12 protein-coding genes are annotated in these 17,090 nt (G+C 70.2%); 11 read left to right on the top strand and 1 reads right to left on the bottom strand.

Annotation, left to right across the window (positions count from 1 at the left end; translation table 11 throughout):
- Window positions 1-694 precede the first annotated feature (694 nt).
- Window positions 695-3,523 (top strand): AAA family ATPase, encoded by a 2,829-nt coding sequence (locus AB0J88_RS38820; RefSeq protein ID WP_364360626.1) that lies wholly within the window; start codon window positions 695-697, stop codon window positions 3,521-3,523.
- A gap of 548 nt (window positions 3,524-4,071) precedes the next feature.
- On the opposite strand, the gene AB0J88_RS38815 is transcribed toward AB0J88_RS38820, so the two are convergent.
- Window positions 4,072-4,326: a hypothetical protein gene (locus tag AB0J88_RS38815; protein ID WP_089249094.1), complete on the bottom strand. Its 255-nt coding sequence runs from the start codon at window positions 4,324-4,326 to the stop codon at window positions 4,072-4,074.
- A gap of 383 nt (window positions 4,327-4,709) precedes the next feature.
- On the opposite strand from AB0J88_RS38815, the gene dnaG reads away from it, so the two are divergent.
- From dnaG to AB0J88_RS38765, 10 genes are all read left to right on the top strand, one after another.
- Window positions 4,710-6,563 carry a DNA primase gene (dnaG, locus tag AB0J88_RS38810; RefSeq protein WP_364360628.1) on the top strand — a complete coding sequence of 618 codons (1,854 nt, stop codon included), beginning with the start codon at window positions 4,710-4,712 and terminating at the stop codon, window positions 6,561-6,563.
- Between the two features lie 10 nt (window positions 6,564-6,573).
- Window positions 6,574-7,107 (top strand): hypothetical protein, encoded by a 534-nt coding sequence (locus tag AB0J88_RS38805; RefSeq protein ID WP_364360630.1) that lies wholly within the window; start codon window positions 6,574-6,576, stop codon window positions 7,105-7,107.
- A gap of 67 nt (window positions 7,108-7,174) precedes the next feature.
- On the top strand, window positions 7,175-8,107 hold the full coding sequence (locus AB0J88_RS38800) for an ABC transporter ATP-binding protein (RefSeq protein WP_364360632.1): 933 nt from the start codon (window positions 7,175-7,177) through the stop codon (window positions 8,105-8,107).
- Complete coding sequence (locus tag AB0J88_RS38795) at window positions 8,107-8,862, top strand: ABC transporter permease (RefSeq protein WP_364360634.1); 756 nt, start codon at window positions 8,107-8,109, stop codon at window positions 8,860-8,862. The genes AB0J88_RS38800 and AB0J88_RS38795 overlap by 1 nt, the downstream gene beginning before the upstream one ends.
- 264 nt (window positions 8,863-9,126) lie before the next feature.
- On the top strand, window positions 9,127-9,939 hold the full coding sequence (locus AB0J88_RS38790; protein ID WP_364360636.1) for an ABC transporter permease: 813 nt from the start codon (window positions 9,127-9,129) through the stop codon (window positions 9,937-9,939).
- A 213-nt stretch (window positions 9,940-10,152) separates the two neighbouring features.
- A complete protein-coding gene (locus AB0J88_RS38785) occupies window positions 10,153-11,340 on the top strand; it encodes an ROK family protein (RefSeq protein WP_364360638.1) in 1,188 nt (395 codons plus the stop codon).
- 461 nt (window positions 11,341-11,801) lie between these two features.
- Complete coding sequence (locus AB0J88_RS38780; RefSeq protein ID WP_364360730.1) at window positions 11,802-13,370, top strand: sugar ABC transporter ATP-binding protein; 1,569 nt, start codon at window positions 11,802-11,804, stop codon at window positions 13,368-13,370.
- Between the two features lie 106 nt (window positions 13,371-13,476).
- Entirely contained in the window at window positions 13,477-14,562 is a 1,086-nt protein-coding gene (locus AB0J88_RS38775; RefSeq protein ID WP_364360640.1) for an ABC transporter permease, read from the top strand.
- Between the two features lie 100 nt (window positions 14,563-14,662).
- The gene (locus AB0J88_RS38770; protein WP_364360642.1) at window positions 14,663-15,727 is read left to right on the top strand and encodes a substrate-binding domain-containing protein; all 1,065 of its coding nucleotides are present in this window, start codon (window positions 14,663-14,665) and stop codon (window positions 15,725-15,727) included.
- 63 nt (window positions 15,728-15,790) lie between these two features.
- A complete protein-coding gene (locus AB0J88_RS38765; RefSeq protein ID WP_364360732.1) occupies window positions 15,791-16,963 on the top strand; it encodes a Gfo/Idh/MocA family oxidoreductase in 1,173 nt (390 codons plus the stop codon).
- Window positions 16,964-17,090 lie beyond the last annotated feature (127 nt).

Below are 17,090 nucleotides of genomic sequence, written 5' to 3'. Positions count from 1 at the left end.
GCTGATGTCTCGGTGGCGATGTGCGTAGAGGCTGGTTCTCGTGCCAACCGGCCGCCCCACACAGCTATGAGCGGCGGCAGCCCCAGGTCGACCGGCCTCCGCAGGCGCCGATTCGATCAGGGGTTGCCGCCGCCCATGGTAAGGGTGCGCCGGCCGCTAACCCTGTGTGCCATTCGATCCGGTGGCTGGACCCCATCGGATCGGGTGGTTCGCAGTTACATGTCTTGCCACATCTGGCTGATGGACACCGAGGGGGCTGCTTTACCAGCGGAAAAGTGAGACGCCGCTGAAGCGGCGGATACGCCAGCGAGGCTGGCTACGGCAATAGTTCCGATTGTCGCGCCCGTTGCAAGGGTCTTGACGACGATTGCGCGGAGTCTACGCTCAGGATGCATGGCGGGCTCCTACTTGAGCTGTGGATAGACCCCTGGCCAGGTCAGACACAGAATGCAGCACCATCGCCCGCTCGACAAGCGCTCAGTGACTGCCCAACTACAGACAGTTGGCATTACGCCACCTGGCGGATTGTCACCTGGATGCCAGAATTCAGATATCTAAATATACTTTCGTGTGCGTTCTGGCATGCAATCTGCAACTTTCATGTCTGTAATCGCCGTAAACGGATGATTTAGTGATTGCCGTCTAATGGGCCGAACCGACTGAACGGAGCCGGCGCAGAGGAAGGACGTCAACGGTGTCGGAGTCGCCGAACGCCAAGGCACCCATTGGCCGAGCCCGCCAACTCGACGACCTCCGCCAGCGCGTGACCCGGCTGGCGGCCGGCGTCGGCAGCGCCGTCCTCGTCGAAGGCGAGCCGGGCATCGGCAAGACCTCGCTGCTCCGCGCCGCCGCGTCCGACGCCCGCGCCGCCGGCGTCGAGGTCATCTGGGCGGTGTGCGACGAGCTCAGCCAGGCCTTCCCCCTGCTGCCCCTGCTCGAAGGGCTCAGCGGATCCGCCGCGGTGGCCAGCGACCGGCATGTCCAGATCACCGAGTCGCTGCGGGCCGACCCCGGCGTGGGCAATATCGGCGACGTGGTCCCAGCGGCGGCCGAGCAGATGCTGTCGCTGGTCGACGACCTGTGTGCGGTGACCCCGGTGCTGCTCGTCGTCGACGATCTTCAGTGGGCCGACCCCGCGACGGTGATGACGCTCGGCCGGCTGATGCGCGGCATCGACCAACGTCCGCTCATGCTCGTCGCGTCGACGCGCACGGTCCCGCGGCGCGAGGACGTGCTCGCCCTCCGCCGGACCATCGAGCCCGGCGTCTTCAGGCTGTCCAACCTCCGGCCCGACGAGGTCGCCGCGTTCGTGGGCGAGCTGGTCGACGGCGAGCCCGGGCCGCGGTTGCTGGCCCTTGCCGGAGGCGCCGCCGGCAACCCGCTCTACCTGACCGAGCTGATCGACGTGCTCGTGCGGGCCGAGGCGCTGCGCGAGGTCGAGGGCACGGTCGAGGCCGAGGAGACCACCACCCCGAGCTCGCTCGCGGCGGCGATCAGCGACCGCCTCGAGTTCGTGTCACCCGACGCGCGCGGAGTGCTGCGCGTGGCCGCGCTGCTCGGCATCGACTTCTCCGTGCGCGAGCTGGCCGTCGTGGCCGGCCGCCGGCTCCCGGAGCTGCTGCCCGTGCTCGACGAGGCGATCCTGGCCGGGGTCGTCCTGGCCAACGGCGCCGAGATGTCGTTCCGGCATCCGCTCATCCGGGACTGCCTCTACGACAGCATGCCCGCCGCCATTCGCGCCGCCTGGCACCGCGACGCCGCCCGGGCGCTGGCCGAGGACGGCGCGCCGGCCGAGCGGGTCGCCCGCCAGCTCCGGCCGACGGTCGACGAGGACGAGGCCGGCGGCACCGTCGACGCGTGGGTGGTCGGTTGGCTCGCGGAGGCGGCTCCGCACCTGGTCGGGCAGGCGCCGTTGGTCGCGATTCCGATGCTCAAGTGGGCACTGCGCGGTTCACCGGCCGGCGCCGACGCCCACGACCTGCTGGCGTGCCGGCTGGCCGACGCGCTCTACCGGGTCGGCGACCCGCAGAACGCCGCCGAGGTGGCCGCCGCCGCCTTGGTCGACGTGCAGCGCCCCGACCTCATGGTCGATCTGCTGTGGACCCTGACCCAGTGCCAGGCCCTGGCCGGCCGCACCCAGGAGTCCCTCGACCCGCTGCGGCGCGCGCTCAAGCGCCCCGGCATCGGCCCGCACCACCGGGCCAGGCTGCTCGTCCTCATCGCCCGCGCCCACCGCACGCTCGGCAGGGTTGACGCCGCCGCGCTGGCCGCCGACGAGGCCCTCGAGACGGCCACGGAGGTCGGCGACCGCTGGGGCATGGGCTGGGCGCTCTTCGTGCAGACGATGATCCACGGGATGCGCGGCGAGTCGACCATCGCGCTGCCGCTCTACGAGCGCGCCCTGGCGGTGGCCGAGGGCGACCCGTCGCTGGCCGACCTGCGCCTGATCCTCCAGATCAACCAGGCGAACGCCCTCGGCGCGCTCGACCGCTACGAAGAGGCGATCCGCATCGCCGAGCAGGTGCGGCAACTGGCCGAGCGCGCGGGCAACGTGTTCCGCCTGGCCCAGGCCCAGAGCACGCTCGGCGAGCTGCTCTTCGACTCGGGCAAGTGGGACGCCGCGCTGACGGAGATCGACCAGTCCCTCAACGTACCCAAGAACCCGGTCATCGACAGCGCCCAGCACTCGTTCCTGGCGACGATCCAGCTGCACCGCGGCGACCCCGACAGCGACCGCCACCTGAGCGCGGCGGAGTCGATCACCGGCAAGGACGGCGTGCGCGTCTGCCGGGCCTTCGCCGTGGCCAAGAGCCTGCACATGGAGCGCGACGAGCAGCCGACCGAAGCACTCAAGATCCTGCTCGAGGGCCTGTCGGAAGCGCCCGACACGGAGGAAGCGGTCGACCTGCTGGCCGACGCCGTGCGGCTCGCGATCGCCATCGGCGATAAAGCCACGGCACGCACCATCACCGAACGCGCGGCGGCGATCGGCGGCGACTCGCAGATCCCCCACCGCCGCGCGGTGGCCCTGCACTGCCAGAGCCTGATGGCCAACCACCCGGCCGGCTTGCTGGAAGCGGCCAACGGCTACCGCGCGGCCGGCCGCCCGCTGCCGCGCGCGCAGGCTCTCGAGGCGGCGGCGCTCGCGCTGGCCGAGCGGGGCGAGCTGGCCGAGGCGAGGAACCTGTTCACCGACAGCTACAGCCTCTACGCCAAGCTCGGCGCCGAGTGGGACCTGGCCCGCACGCAAGCGGCCTTCCGCCAGTACGGCATCCGCCGCGGCCCGCGCGTCCGCCACCGCCAGGCCCGGCGCGGCTGGGACTCCCTGACCCCGACCGAGGTCCGGGTGGCCGGCATGGTCGCCCAGGGGATGTCGAACCCTCAGATCGCGGCGCAGCTCTACCTGTCTCCCCGCACGGTCCAGACCCACGTCTCCCACATCCTGGCGAAGCTGGAGCTCGGCTCCCGCATCGACGTGGCCCGCGAGGCAAGCCAACGAGCCCAGAACCACGTGGTGAGCTGACCCTCTCCGCAGCACAGGTGCCGCTGCCGGGGCTGTGGTCTTCGGTTCTAGCGCCGCCGAGGTGGGTGTTGCGGCACCTGACGTGCCGGGGGATCGGTCGAGCGCTGGGGTCTCCGCTCGGTTCGCCCCCCGCGGCGGGTGGGGCGAGGTTGCTTGGTGCACGCGCGGCCGGGTTGCGCGGAGCTGGCAGCGAAGCGGTCTCTCGCGGGAGGAACGGTCCGGACCACCGCGGACCCGAGCAGGAAATAAGGGGTTTCAAATGCGGAGACGCCACATCGGGTGGAGGCGGCCCGATGTGGCGTCAGTTCCGTGTCCGTGGAGTCGTGCGACTTACAGCGGCGGTGCGTCCCGTTGGCCGGGGATGCCGGGCCAGCGCGGCGGCCGGCAGGCGCACGTCCAGCCGCCGAAGCGGCGGCGGGTGCGCAGGGCGCCCAGTCGGGGAGGGCTGGTCGCGCATCCGCAGCGTTGGCAGGCGCGGCCCGCCGTGGTGGAGCGGCGCCGGCCGAGCCATCGCCCGGCCGGCACCGATCCGTACCCGCGACCCAGAGTCAGCCGGCGCGGCATGACCTGGTGACCCGCGCCTCGGGGGTCGGCTTGGAGGCGCCTCGCTGTCGCGGGATGTAGGCGCGCGGCAGGTCGATCTGGTCGACCTCGTCCCGTCCGCCCATGGTGAGCAGGTGGCGGCCCAGGTGGGCGCGGAGGCTCGCCTCCCAGACTCCCTGCTCGATGTGTGGTGGCGCCACCCAGCGATGTGAGCTGTCGCTGTAGTGCAGGTGCTCGTCACCACGACCAAGAATGCTCAATGAAGACACCTTCTCCGCCGTTTCCGGCGCCGGCGGTCCCAGCGCTTGACACAAAGCTTCGTCTCGGCGGGTGGCGGAGATAACGGCCAGCGCGCTGACATCGGGGCACCCGCCCGCACCCCGAAATGGCGTACGTATGCAATTGGCCTTCCAGACATGCGCCACCTGGCGGATGTCCGGGTGGCGTTTCGGAGGCAGGCTTGTGACAACCGAGCGCGAAGTCCTCGCTGACGTACCGCCAAGAGGCTGCGGTGGTGGGAGACACAGGGGACGTGACCGACCCCCCGACGGTCACGCCCCCTGCTCGGGATACGCGTCACACCCACCCCCACCAAGATCCGCACGGCAGGGCAGGATGGAGGTGGACAGGGTGAGGGGAGCGCATGGCAGGCCGGATCCGCGAGGAAGACATCGCGCTGGTTCGCGAGCGGACCGCGATCGCCGACGTCATCTCGGAGCACGTGACGCTCAAGAGCGCGGGTGGCGGCAACCTCAAAGGGCTCTGTCCGTTTCATGACGAGAAGACCCCTTCGTTCACCGTCGCGCCTGGGCGGAATGTCTTTTTCTGCCACGGTTGTGGCAAGGGCGGCGACGCGATCTCGTTCCTGATGGACGTCGACCACCTCACGTTCGTCGAGTCGGTCGAGCGGCTCGCGTCCCGGGCCGGCATCCAGCTCCGCTACGTCGAAGGCGGCCCCGCGCCGATCCGGGCGCAACAGCAGGGGCAGAAGCAGCGGCTGGTCGCCGCGCACGTCGCCGCCGCCGAGTTCTACGCCGGTCAGCTGACCACCCCGGGCGCTCGACTGGCCCGCGAGTTCCTCGCCCAGCGTGGCTTCAACCGAGCCGCCGCGCAGGACTTCGGCTGCGGTTTCGCACCTGAGGGCTGGGACCCGCTGACGAAGCACCTGCGCCAACAGGGGTTCACCGGGCAGGAGCTCGTCACCGCCGGGCTGGCCCGCGAGGCCCGGTCCGGTTCGCTGATCGACCGCTTCCGGCGGCGGCTGGTCTGGCCGATCCGCGAGCTCTCCGGCGACATCATCGGCTTCGGCGCGCGCAAGCTGTTCGACGATGACGACGGCCCGAAATACCTGAACACGCCCGAGACGCCGCTCTACAAGAAGTCCCACGTGCTCTACGGCATCGAGCACGCCAAGCGGGAGATCGCGCGGCAGGGGCGAGCGGTGATCGTCGAGGGCTACACCGACGTGATGGCCTGCCACCTGGCCGGCGTCAAGACCGCGGTCGCGACGTGCGGCACCGCGTTCGGCGGCGACCACATCAGCGTGCTGCGCCGGCTGCTGATGGACACCGACGCGTTCGCCGGGGAGATCATCTTCACGTTCGACGGCGACGCGGCCGGGCAGAAGGCGGCACTGCGGGCGTTCGACGAGGACCAACGCTTCGTCGGGCGTACGTTCATCGCGGTCAGCCCCGACAACATGGACCCGTGCGAGCTGCGCCTGGCCAAGGGCGATCTCGCCGTGCGCGACCTGGTCGCCCGCCGCGAGCCCATGGTCGACTTCGCGCTGCGGCAGATCCTCGGCAAGTTCGACCTCGACACCGTCGACGGCCGGGTCGAGGCCATGCGCCGCGCCGCGCCGCTGGTGGCCAAGATCAAGGACCGGGAGAAGCGTCCCGAGTACGTGCGGAAGCTCGCCGGTGACCTCGGCATGGAGATCGAGCCGGTGCAGCGGGCCGTGGCCAACGCGGCCGCTCCCGCCTCCACGGCGACGGCCGCCGCGAACGCCGCCGCCGGGCGCGCCGACACGCCGCAGGCCCGGGTCGAGCGTGAGGCGCTCAAGCTGGCCATTCAGGTGCCGGTGCTGGCCGGGCCGATGTTCGACGCGATCGGGGAGGAGGCGTACTCGACCGTCGAGCTGCGCACCGTCCGCGCCGCGATCGCCGAGGCCGGGGGCGCGGTCACGGGCACGAGCGGGGTCGTGTGGATCGAGCGCGTACGCGACGCCTGCGGCGACCTGACCGGCAAGGCCCTGGTGGGCGAGCTCGCCGTCGAGCCGATGCTGCGCGACACCGACCCGGACCCGCACTACGTCTCGGTGCTGCTCGCCCGCCTGCAGTGGGGCGCCACCGACACCCGGATCCGCGAGCTCAAGTCGAAGGTGCAGCGGATCAACCCGGTGACCAGCAAGGATCAATACCTGGCCCTGGCCGGCGAGCTGTTCTCCCTGGAGCAGCACGCGCGTGCCCTGCGCGAGCAGGCGGCCGGCGGGCTGTGAGGACGACGCGATGAGCATGTGGGACCTGTTCCGGCGAGCGCCGAAGCTGCCGGGTGACGCGGCGGTGACCCTCGATCCGGACGAGCGGGTGATCGCCTGGTCGCGCGCCTCGGCGGGCACCTACGTCGTGGCCACCGACCGTGGGCTGCGGTTTCCCGAGGGGGATCGGCTCGACTGGCACCAGATCCACAAGGCGGTCTGGTCCGGTCGGGAGCTGACGGTGACCCCGGCGTCGGTGGTCGAGGAGCGCGAGGGCTACTCCGTCATGGCCGACGCTCCGCCGCGGTCGGTGCTGCTGCTCGAGCCGCGCGAGATCCCGCAGCAGGTGCGGGCTCGGGTGACCGGGTCGGTCTCGTACACCTCGCACCATGCTGTCGACGGCGGCGGGGTGCGGGTGGTCGCGCGCAAGGTTCGCGGGCGGGACGGGCTGGCCTGGTCGGTGCGCTACGACCCCGGGACCGAGACGTCCACAGCGGACGTCGTGTCGGCGACCGGTGCGCTGGTCGCGGAGGCTCAGGCCGCCACCACGCCTCGGGACCTCTGACCGAATTTCATCAGCGGATGCCGATATCCGCTGTCTCTTGTCGTACCCCGTCGTTAGTGTCCGCCCTGTGACTGAGGGCAGGCCTCTCATCGAGGCGACGGGGCTGGTCAAGCGGTTCGGCGGCTTCACCGCGGTCGACGGCATCGACCTGGCGGTGCGGGCCGGCGAGGCGTTCGGCTTCCTCGGCCCCAACGGGGCGGGCAAGAGCTCGACCATGCGCATGATCGGCTGCGTGTCGCCGGTGACCGCGGGCCGCCTACGCATCCTGGGCCTCGACCCGGCGCGCGACGGGCCGGCGATCCGGGGGCGGCTCGGCGTGTGCCCGCAGACCGACAACCTCGACCCCGAGCTGACGGTGCTCGAGAATCTCACGACCTATGCGCGGTTCTTCGGCATCCCGCGCAAGGTGGCCCGCGCGCGGGCGGCCGAGCTGCTCGACTTCGTGCAGCTGGGTGAGCGGGCCGGCATGAAGGTCGACCCGCTCTCCGGGGGCATGAAGCGCCGGTTGACCATCGCCCGCGCGCTGATCAACGAGCCCGAGGTGGTGCTGCTCGACGAGCCGACCACGGGTCTCGACCCGCAGGCCCGGCACCTGGTGTGGGAGCGGCTGTTCCGGCTCAAGCAGCGGGGCGTGACGCTGGTGCTGACGACCCACTACATGGACGAGGCGGAGCAGTTGTGCGACCGGCTCGTGGTGATGGACGGCGGTCGGATCGTCGCCGAGGGCTCGCCGCGTGACCTGATCGCCCGGCACTCGACCCGCGAGGTCGTCGAGCTCCGGTTCGCCGCCGAGTCGCAGGAGGCGTTCGTCGACAAGCTGGCCGGCATCGGCTCGCGGGTCGAGGCGCTGCCCGACCGGGTCCTGCTCTACGTCGACGACGGCGATGCCGCCGTGGCCACGGTGCACGACCGTGCCCTGCAACCGGCCAGCGTGCTGGTCCGGCGCAGTTCGCTCGAAGACGTCTTCCTGCACCTGACCGGCCGGACGCTGGTCGACTGATGCCTGCCGTGGCCGTTTTTGAATACCACCTGGTCGGCTATCGCCGCACCTGGCGGGGCACGGTGTTCGGCACGTTCCTGCTGCCGGTGCTCACCCTGCTCGGCTTCGGCGTGGGCCTCGGCGCCTACGTCACGGGCGGCGTCGACGGTGTGCCCTACCTGGACTACCTGGTGCCGGGCCTGATGGTCTCCACGGCGTTCCAGGTGGCCGCGGGCGAGAGCAGCTGGCCGGTGCTGGGCAACTTCGAATGGCACAAGATCTACTTCGCCCAGGCGGCCGCGCCGTTGCGGGTCGGTGACATCCTCGGCGGACACCTGCTGTTCGTCCTGTTCCGGGTTGCCTTGTCAGCGGGTGCGTTCCTGTTCGTGGCCGCGTTGTTCGGTACGGTGCACTCGCTCTGGGGGCTGGTCACGCTCCCGGTGGTCGTGCTGTTCGGTGCTTCGGTGGCGGCGCCGGTCTTCGCCTTCACGGCGAGCATCAGGACGGACAGCTATCTCGCGCTGCTGTTCCGCTTCGCTCTGCTGCCGATGTCGCTCTTCTCGGGGGTGTTCTTCCCGGTCGACCAGCTACCGGTCGGGTTGCGCGTGGTGGCCTACGCGACGCCGTTGTGGCACGGCGTCGACGTGTGCCGGGCGGCGACGCTCGGCGTCGCGCCGGACTGGTCGGTGCCGGGGCACGTCGCCTATCTCGCGCTCTGGGTCGCTGGTGGGTGGTGGCTCGCCCGAGCCCGGTTCCGCAGGCGCCTGGTGCTCTGAGCGGGGGAGGGGCCATGTCGCACCCCAGGCCGCCACCGACTGGCGGTCGGACCCGAGCTGGTGTGGCTCTCGCTTACCTGGCGGCGCGGGTTGTTCTCCGGTTGAGCGTGGCCTGGCTCAGTGTTGGCGCCCGTGACGGTGGCTGGGCCGGGCATGTTGCTGCACCGGCCGCCTGCATGCGGGCGTGGTGGTTGGTGGTTTGGTGGTTTGGCCCGGGTTGCATTCGGGCCTCGCGTGGTGGTCTGACGAGACGAGGGAGGGTCGATGGTCGCGCTGGTGTTGCCTCGGCTGGTCAGCTTCGAGGGCTCCGCTCGGCGCTCCGCGTCGGTTGCGGAGCGCAACGCTACCGCGCTGCGGTCCGCGTACTGGCTGGTGATGATCTCCGGTTTCGTCGAGCCTCTGGTCTACCTGCTGTCCATCGGGGTCGGTGTCGGTGCGCTGGTCGGTGACCTGACCTTGCCGGGGGGCGAGGTGATCGGCTACGCGGCGTTCGTCGCGCCGGCGATGCTCGCGTCGGCCGCCATGTCCGGTGCGCTGTCGGAGACGACGTTCAACTTCTTCGGCAAGATGAAGTACATGCGCCTCTACGAGGGCATGCTGGCGACTCCCGTGCGGCCGTTCGAGATCGCTCTCGGGGAGTTGGCCTGGGCGATGGTGCGTGGGTCCCTCTACTCGGCCGCGTTCCTCGGCGTGATGGTCGCGCTCGACCTCACGACCGCCGGCCGGGCCCTGCTTGCCTTCCCGGCCGCCGTGCTGACCGGCTTCGCGTTCGGGGCGCTCGGGATGGCGCTGACCACGTGGGCGCGTAGCTGGCAGGACTTCGATTTGATGGGATCGGTCCAGTTCACCCTGTTTTTGTTCTCGGGCACGTTCGTGCCCGCGGAGAGCTACCACCCGGTGCTGCGATGGCTCGTCGAGGTCACCCCGCTCTACCGTGCGGTCGACCTGATCCGGGGCATATCGATCGGCTCCGAGGAAGTTCTAGGCGGATTGATCGACGTCGGTTATCTTCTGCTCGTCACGGTGGTCAGCCTCGCCATCGCCGGTCGGCGCATGACAACTCTGCTTTGTAAGTAGCGCATCACCGCACGTCAGCGCGTTTTGGCCGGACGAAACCGGCATCTCCACCGCAGTGCCGCGAAGATTCATTAGGTAGGCCGACAGCTTTTGTTGCTCCCAGCAAAAGTTATCGCCAAGAGATCCGAAGCTCTTTACACCTACAGCGGAAGCTCATACTGTGTCGTCCACAACACCCGGACGTTGCGCCGGTGTGAACGGGTCGACCAAAGGATGGGTGCCGTGCGGGCTGTTGAGCCTCTGCACCTGCGGCTGCTGCGGCTGCTGCGAGACAACGGTGCGGTCTCCCGCGCCGAGCTCGCCGACCGCCTCGAGATGCCGCGGCCCCGGTTGCTCGCCGAGCTCGAACGCCTGGTTTCGCTGGGATACGTCGCCGAGGCCGGGTTGGCCGCCTCGCGCGGTGGCCGTCGCTCCACTTTGGTCGAGCTCAGCCCCAACCTCCGCTTCGCCGCGGTCGACCTGGGCGCCAGCTCGATCGACGTCGAGATCGTCAACGGGCGGCTGGAGCCGGTCGTGGCCTACGCGGAGCCCGCCGACATCCGCAGCGGACCCAAGGGCACCCTGCTGCGGGTCAACGAGCTGCTGCACAAGGCCAAAGTGGACGGTGCCTACGAGCGCCTCGACGCGGTCGGCATCGGCGTTCCCGGGCCGGTCAGCTTCCGCGACGGTGTGCCGGTGTCGCCGCCGATCATGCCCGGCTGGGACCGCTTCCCGGTCCGCGAGCTGCTGACCCGCGAGCACGGCTGCCCCGCGGTGGTCGACAACGACGTCAACATCATGGCGATCGGCGAACGGCACGGCGGCGTCGCCCACTCGGTCGACGACTTCCTCTTCGTCAAGATCGGCACAGGGGTCGGCTGCGGCATCTACCTCGGGGGAGAGGTCTACCGCGGCACCGACGGCTGCGCCGGCGACATCGGCCACATCCAGGTCGACTCGCACGGTCCGATGTGCTCGTGCGGCAACGTCGGTTGTCTCGAGGCCCTGTTCAGCGGCGCCGCGATCGCCAAGGACGCGATGGCCGCCGCCCGCGCGGGTGGCTCGCCCGCACTGGCCGAACGGCTGGCGGCCAACGGCTCGGTCACCGCTGTCGACGTCGCCGAGGGCGCCATCGAGGGCGACGTGGTCTGCATCCGCCTGATCCGCGACGGCGGCCGCCGCGTCGGCGGCGTCCTCGCGGGCCTGGTCAGCTTCGCCAACCCGTCGATGATCGTGATCGGCGGAGGCCTCGCACAACTCGGCCACATCCTGCTGGCCGAGATCCGCAGCGTCGTCTACCGGCGCTCGCTCCCGCTCGCCACCGGCAACCTACCGGTGGTCCTGTCCGAACTCGGCAGCCGCGCAGGCGTGACCGGCGCGGCGGTGCTGGCCAGTGACATGGCCTTCATGGAGGCGTCATGACCGAGAGCACCGCCCCGGAAACCGGCACGCCATCCGGCGCCACCGGCGACCAGAAACCGACCCCCAACGGCGCAACCCCCCAGCAAGCCGACACCTCGGCCGCTGGCACCTCGGCCGACAGCGCGTCGGCGGAAGCCGGCGAAGCCGCGACCGCGCCCGCGCGCAAGCGCGCCGCGCGTGCGCCGCGCACCACCTCCTCGCGCGCCCGGTCCGCGAAATCCGCGAACGGAACGGCCGAGCCGGAGGCAGCGGCTACCGCTTCGCAGGCCGAGGCAGTCTCTGCGACGGACCCGGCTGGATCCGGCGACGCGGCTGAGTCCGCGTCGGCGGCGCCGAGCGCGGCCAGTGTCAGGATCCCGCGAGCGAGGCATGCCGCACCGGACGAAATGGACGCTGTGACTGCCCCTGCCGACGAGGAGGGCGTCGCGGGTGCCGCGGACGGGGACCAGGACGTGTCCGCCGTGACGCCCGATCGGGTCGGCCCGTCCGGGGAGACCGACGACGGTGCCGAGCGCCCCGTCGTCCTGCGGCTCACCGACGTCGTCAAGACCTTCCCCGGCGTCCGGGCCCTCGACGGTGTCCAGCTCGAGGTCCGCGCCGGCGAGGTGCACTGTCTTCTCGGTCAGAACGGTGCCGGGAAGTCGACGCTGATCAAGGTGCTCTCGGGTGCCCACCAGCCCGACTCCGGCGTCGTCGAGTGGCTCGGTGAGCAGGTCCGGTTCGCCAACCCGCAGGCCGCCAACAAGGCCGGCATCGCCACCATCTACCAGGAGCTCGACCTCGTCGACGATCTCTCGATCGCCGAGAACGCGTTCCTCGGCCACGAGCCCAAGGTCGCCGGGTTCGTCAAGCGCGGCACCATCAACCGGCGTACCAAGGAGATCCTCTCCAGGCTCGGCCACGGTGAGATCGCGGCCACCCGGATGGTGCGCACGCTGCCCGCCGCCGGCAAGCAGGTGGTCAGCATGGCCCGCGCGCTGTCGCACGAGGCGCGGCTGATCATCATGGACGAGCCGAGTGCCGTGCTCGCCCACGACGAGGTCGAGAACCTCTTCCGGATCATCCGGGAGCTGACCGCGCAGGGCATCGCCGTCATCTACATCTCGCACCGGCTCGAGGAGATCCGCGAGATCGGCGACCGGGTCACCGTCCTCAAGGACGGCCGGACCACCGCGGCGAGCCTGCCGGCCCGCAGCACGCCGACCCGCGACCTGGTCAGCCGGATGACCGGACGGACCATCGAGTACGTCTTCCCCGAGCGCGTGGACGCGCCCACCGATCCGGAGGAACTGCTGCGGGTCGAGGGGCTCGGCCGCCAGGGCGAGTTCGAGGACATCTCGCTGACCGTCGGCAAGGGCGAGATCGTGGGCATCGCCGGGCTCGTCGGTTCCGGCCGGTCGGAGCTGCTGGAGACCATCTTCGGCGCGCGCCAGCCCGAGCAGGGCAAGATCTACGTGAAGGGCAAGGCGTTGCGGCCCGGTGCGGTCGGTGCCGCCGTACGCGCCGGTCTGGGCATGGCCCCGGAGGAGCGCAAGGCGCAGGCCCTGCTGCTCGGCGAGCCGATCTACCGCAACATGACCCTCTCGACGTTCAGCAAGATCGCCAGGTTCGGCTTCACCGACACCGGCAAGGAGCGGGAAGAGGCGGAGAAGGTCGCGGAGCGGCTCGAACTGCGCCCCCGCGACGTACGCCGTCCGGTGCGCACCCTCTCCGGCGGCAACCAGCAGAAGGTCGTGGTCGGGCGCTGGCTGCTCGGCGACACGGACCTGTTGCTGCTCGACGAGCCCACCCGCGGCGTCGACGTCGGCGCCCGGGCCGAGCTCTACCAGGTAATTCACGCGCTCGCGGCGCAAGGCGTCGGGGTGCTGCTGGTTTCCAGCGAAGTTCCGGAGGTCCTCGGTCTCAGCGACCGGGTCGTGGTCATGCGTGAAGGCCGGGTCGTGCGCCACGCGCGTGCCGAGGAGCTCGACGAAGAGACTGTGCTCGACCTCGTCATGGCGGGGTCCTTGATGGAAGGTGCGCCCGCATGACCGAGCCGTGGCGAGGGCATCCAGAAGCAGAGGCCGCCCGGGCAGGGCGGGTCACCACGAAGTGGGGAGCCGTCATGACCGTCAGCGGAGCGAGCGGAGACCAGCGATGACCGGGCTTCCCGCTCAGACGGCGCCGGCCGTCAAGGAGGCACTGGGCGGCGGCCCGGAGGAGCAGGGCAAGGGCGGCAACGGCTGGTGGAGCAGCGACGCCGGCGAGTCGACGCGGCGCAACCTCGCCCTCATCGGCGTGCTGGCCGGCCTGATCGTGATCGGCATCATCACCCGGCCTGACCTCTACGGCCGTGAGGGCTGGTGGATCGACAACGTCTGGGCGATCCTCAAGCTGGGTTCGACGGTCGGCGTGGTCGCGGTCGGCATGACCTTCGTCATCATCGGCGGCGGCATCGACCTCTCGGTCGGCGCGATCATCGCTCTCGCCGGCGTCTGGTGCACGACGGTCGCGACTCAGGAGTTCGGCGCGGGCGGCATGATCTTCACCGCGCTCGCCGTCGGCCTCGGGGTCGGGTTGGTCAACGGCTTCCTCATCTCGTACGGGAAGCTGGTCCCGTTCATCGCGACCCTGGCGATGCTCGTGGCCGCCCGCGGTCTGGCGGCGCAGATGTCCAACAAGCAGACCCAGCAGACCAGCAACCAGACGATCAACAGCATCGCCGCGGACAGCTTCCTCGGTGTGCCGATCCTGGTCTGGATCCTCGCGGTCGTCGTGGCCCTGGGCTGGATCCTGCTGAACCGCACGACGTTCGGCCGCCGCACGGTCGCGATCGGCGGCAACGTCGAGGCCGCCCGCCTGGCCGGCATCAACGTCCGGCTCCACACCATGATGTTGTACGCGCTGGCGGGGCTCTGCTGCGGCATCGGCGCCATCATGCTCACCTCGATCGGCACGTCGGCGCAGGCCGCCATGGCCACGAACTACGAGCTCGACGCGATCGCCGCCGTGATCATCGGCGGCACGCTGCTCAGTGGCGGCCGGGGCACGATCGTCGGGTCGCTGCTCGGCGTCGTCATCTTCTCCACCATCACCAACCTGTTCACGCTCAACGCCTTGTCGACCGAGGTCCAGAACATGGTCAAGGGCGGCATCATCGTGGCCGCCGTGCTCATCCAGCAGTTCCGCTTCAACTCCGTGAGCCAGTTCTTCAAACGAAACCGGATAACCACGGCCAGCTGAAACTGAAGCGCACCATCCATGGTGGCCGTCCGATCCGGACGGTCGCCAGGAAGCACACACCCTCGATACCCCCGCAAGTTGAGAATCCAGGAGGTCGTCAATGACCCAGCACGACCCGGTCCGCCGGCGGTTCCTGCTCGGCGGCGCCGCGCTCGGCGCCGGTGCTCTCCTCGCCGCCTGCACCAGCAACGACACCGGTGGCGACGACAACAACGCGCAGACCCAGGGCAACAACAACGCTTCGCCGAACGCCAACTCGGCGCCCGGCAAGAAGGTGACCATCGGGTTCTCCGCTCCCGCGGCCGACCACGGCTGGATCGCGGCCATCACCAGCAACGCCAAGGCCCAGGCGGCGGAGTACTCCGACGTCACCTTCAACACGGTCGAGGCCGGCGCCGACGCGGCCGCGCAGCGGTCCGCGCTGTCGACGATGATCTCCCAGAAGCCGGACGTCATCGTCCTGCTGCCGCACGACGGCAAGGAGCTCAACGCGTTCGGCCTCGAGGCGATGAAGGCCGGCATCCCGGTCGTCAACCTCGACCGGGCGTTCCCGGACCCGCTGGCGTACCGCCTGCAGATCAAGGGCGACAACTACGGCATGGGCGTCGCGGCGGGCAACTACATCGCCGCGCAGATGAAGGCCAAGGGCGTCAGCAACCCGATCATCGGCGAGATCGCCGGTATCGACAACCTGGAGCTGACCCAGGAGCGCTCGGCCGGCTTCAAGGCGGCTCTGGCTGCCAACGGGCTGACCGTCGCCAACCGGCGTGCGGCGGGCTTCACCGTCGACACCGGCCAGGCCGAGATGAGCCAGCTCCTCCAGGCGCTGCCGAAGATGGACGCGCTCTGGAACCACGACGACGACCAGGGCATCGGTGTCCTGGCCGCGGCCAACCAGGCCAACCGCAAGGAGTTCCTGATGGTCGGTGGCGCCGGCTCCAAGGCCGCCATCGAGGCCATCGCGGCCGACAACTCGGTCCTGAAGTGCACGGTCACGTACAGCCCGTCGATGGCCTCCTCAGCCATCTCGCTCGCCCGGCTCATCGGGCAGGGCAAGGGAATGTCCGACCTGGTCGAGCTCCAGGTGCCGAAGGAGATCATCCTGGCCTCGGAGACGATTACCAAGGAGAACGCGAGCACCTACCTCCCGCTCGGGTTCAGCTAAAGGGGGAGACCCACCTTGTCCACTGATTCACGTTCCCGTAAGGACCACGAGCTGCGGGTCGGCATGGTCGGCTACGCGTTCATGGGCGCCGCGCACTCCACCGCGTGGCGCACCGTGAACTCGGCGTTCGACCTGTCGACACAGGCCCGTATGGCCCTGATCTGCGGCCGTGACGAGTCGAAGGTCGCCGGTGCGGCCGCGAAGCTCGGCTGGGACGCGTACACGACCGACTGGCGCGAGGTCATCGAACGCGAGGACATCGACGTGGTCGACGTGTGCACGCCAGGCGACAGCCACGCCGAGATCGCGATCGCGGCGCTGGCGGCAGGCAAGCACGTACTGTGCGAGAAGCCGCTGGCGAACTCGGTCGACGAAGCCCGCGCCATGGTCGCCGCGGCGGCCAAGGCGCAAGCCAGCGGCATCCGGTCGATGTGCGGGTTCAACTACCGCCGCGTTCCGGCCGTCGCGATGATGAGACAGCTCATCGCGTCCGGCCGGATCGGAGTGATCCGCCACGTCCGCGCGGTCTACCTGCAGGACTGGATCGTCGACCCGCAGTTCCCGCTGGTCTGGCGACTCCAGAAGGACAAGGCGGGCTCCGGTGCCCTCGGTGACATCGGGGCGCACATCATCGACCTGACCCAGTACGTCACCGGCCAGAAGATCACCGGGGTCAGCGCGCTGACCGAGACGTTCGTCAAGGAGCGCCCGCTGTCGAGCGAGTCGAGCGGCCTGGCCGCCTCGTCCGGCGGCGCCGCGGAAGCTCCGGCCACCGGCCAGGTCACGGTCGACGACGCCGCGCTGTTCCTGGCCCGGCTCGACGGCGGCGCCATCGCCACGTACGAGGCGAGCCGCTTCGCGATCGGGCGCAAGAACGGCCTCCGGGTCGAGATCAACGGGTCGCTCGGCTCGCTGGTCTTCGACCTGGAGCGGCTCAACGAGCTGGAGTTCTACGACTCCGCGGCACCCACCGCGGAACAGGGCTTCAACCGGATCCTGATCACCGAGGCCGACCACCCGTACATGGCCGCCTGGTGGCCCCCGGGCCACATCATCGGCTACGAGCACTCCTTCACCCACGAGATGCGCGACTTCATCGAGGCCATCGCCACCGGCACCGACCCGGCGCCCTCGTTCCTCGACGCCCTCCAGGTCCAGCTCGTGCTGGACGCGGTGGCGCGCTCGGCGGAGCAGGGCACGGTCTGGACCGACGTCGAACCGGCACTCGCCGACTAGTCGCCCGACCCCTCGGGCCGACCCGCGAGGGTCCCGCCGCGGTTGCGCCCCGCGGCGGGACGGGTCGTCCGGAGGTATCCGGTCGTCCGGTGCGACCGGACCGGGATTCCCGGTCGCACCGGACGCC

The organism is Asanoa sp. NPDC049475 (assembly GCF_040676915.1).
Lineage (GTDB): Bacteria > Actinomycetota > Actinomycetes > Mycobacteriales > Micromonosporaceae > Asanoa.
This window is presented reverse-complemented; position numbering and strand designations above follow the sequence as displayed.

Bases quoted from the DNA above. Each gene is read 5' to 3' on its own strand.
- AB0J88_RS38765 (WP_364360732.1), top strand. From the start codon at position 15,791: ATGGTCGGCTACGCGTTCATGGGCGCCGCGCACTCCACCGCGTGGCGC.
- AB0J88_RS38805 (WP_364360630.1), top strand. From the start codon at position 6,574: ATGAGCATGTGGGACCTGTTCCGGCGAGCGCCGAAGCTGCCGGGTGAC.
- AB0J88_RS38770 (WP_364360642.1), top strand. From the start codon at position 14,663: ATGACCCAGCACGACCCGGTCCGCCGGCGGTTCCTGCTCGGCGGCGCC.
- dnaG (WP_364360628.1), top strand. From the start codon at position 4,710: ATGGCAGGCCGGATCCGCGAGGAAGACATCGCGCTGGTTCGCGAGCGG.
- AB0J88_RS38795 (WP_364360634.1), top strand. From the start codon at position 8,107: ATGCCTGCCGTGGCCGTTTTTGAATACCACCTGGTCGGCTATCGCCGC.
- AB0J88_RS38775 (WP_364360640.1), top strand. From the start codon at position 13,477: ATGACCGGGCTTCCCGCTCAGACGGCGCCGGCCGTCAAGGAGGCACTG.
- AB0J88_RS38785 (WP_364360638.1), top strand. From the start codon at position 10,153: ATGGGTGCCGTGCGGGCTGTTGAGCCTCTGCACCTGCGGCTGCTGCGG.
- AB0J88_RS38790 (WP_364360636.1), top strand. From the start codon at position 9,127: ATGGTCGCGCTGGTGTTGCCTCGGCTGGTCAGCTTCGAGGGCTCCGCT.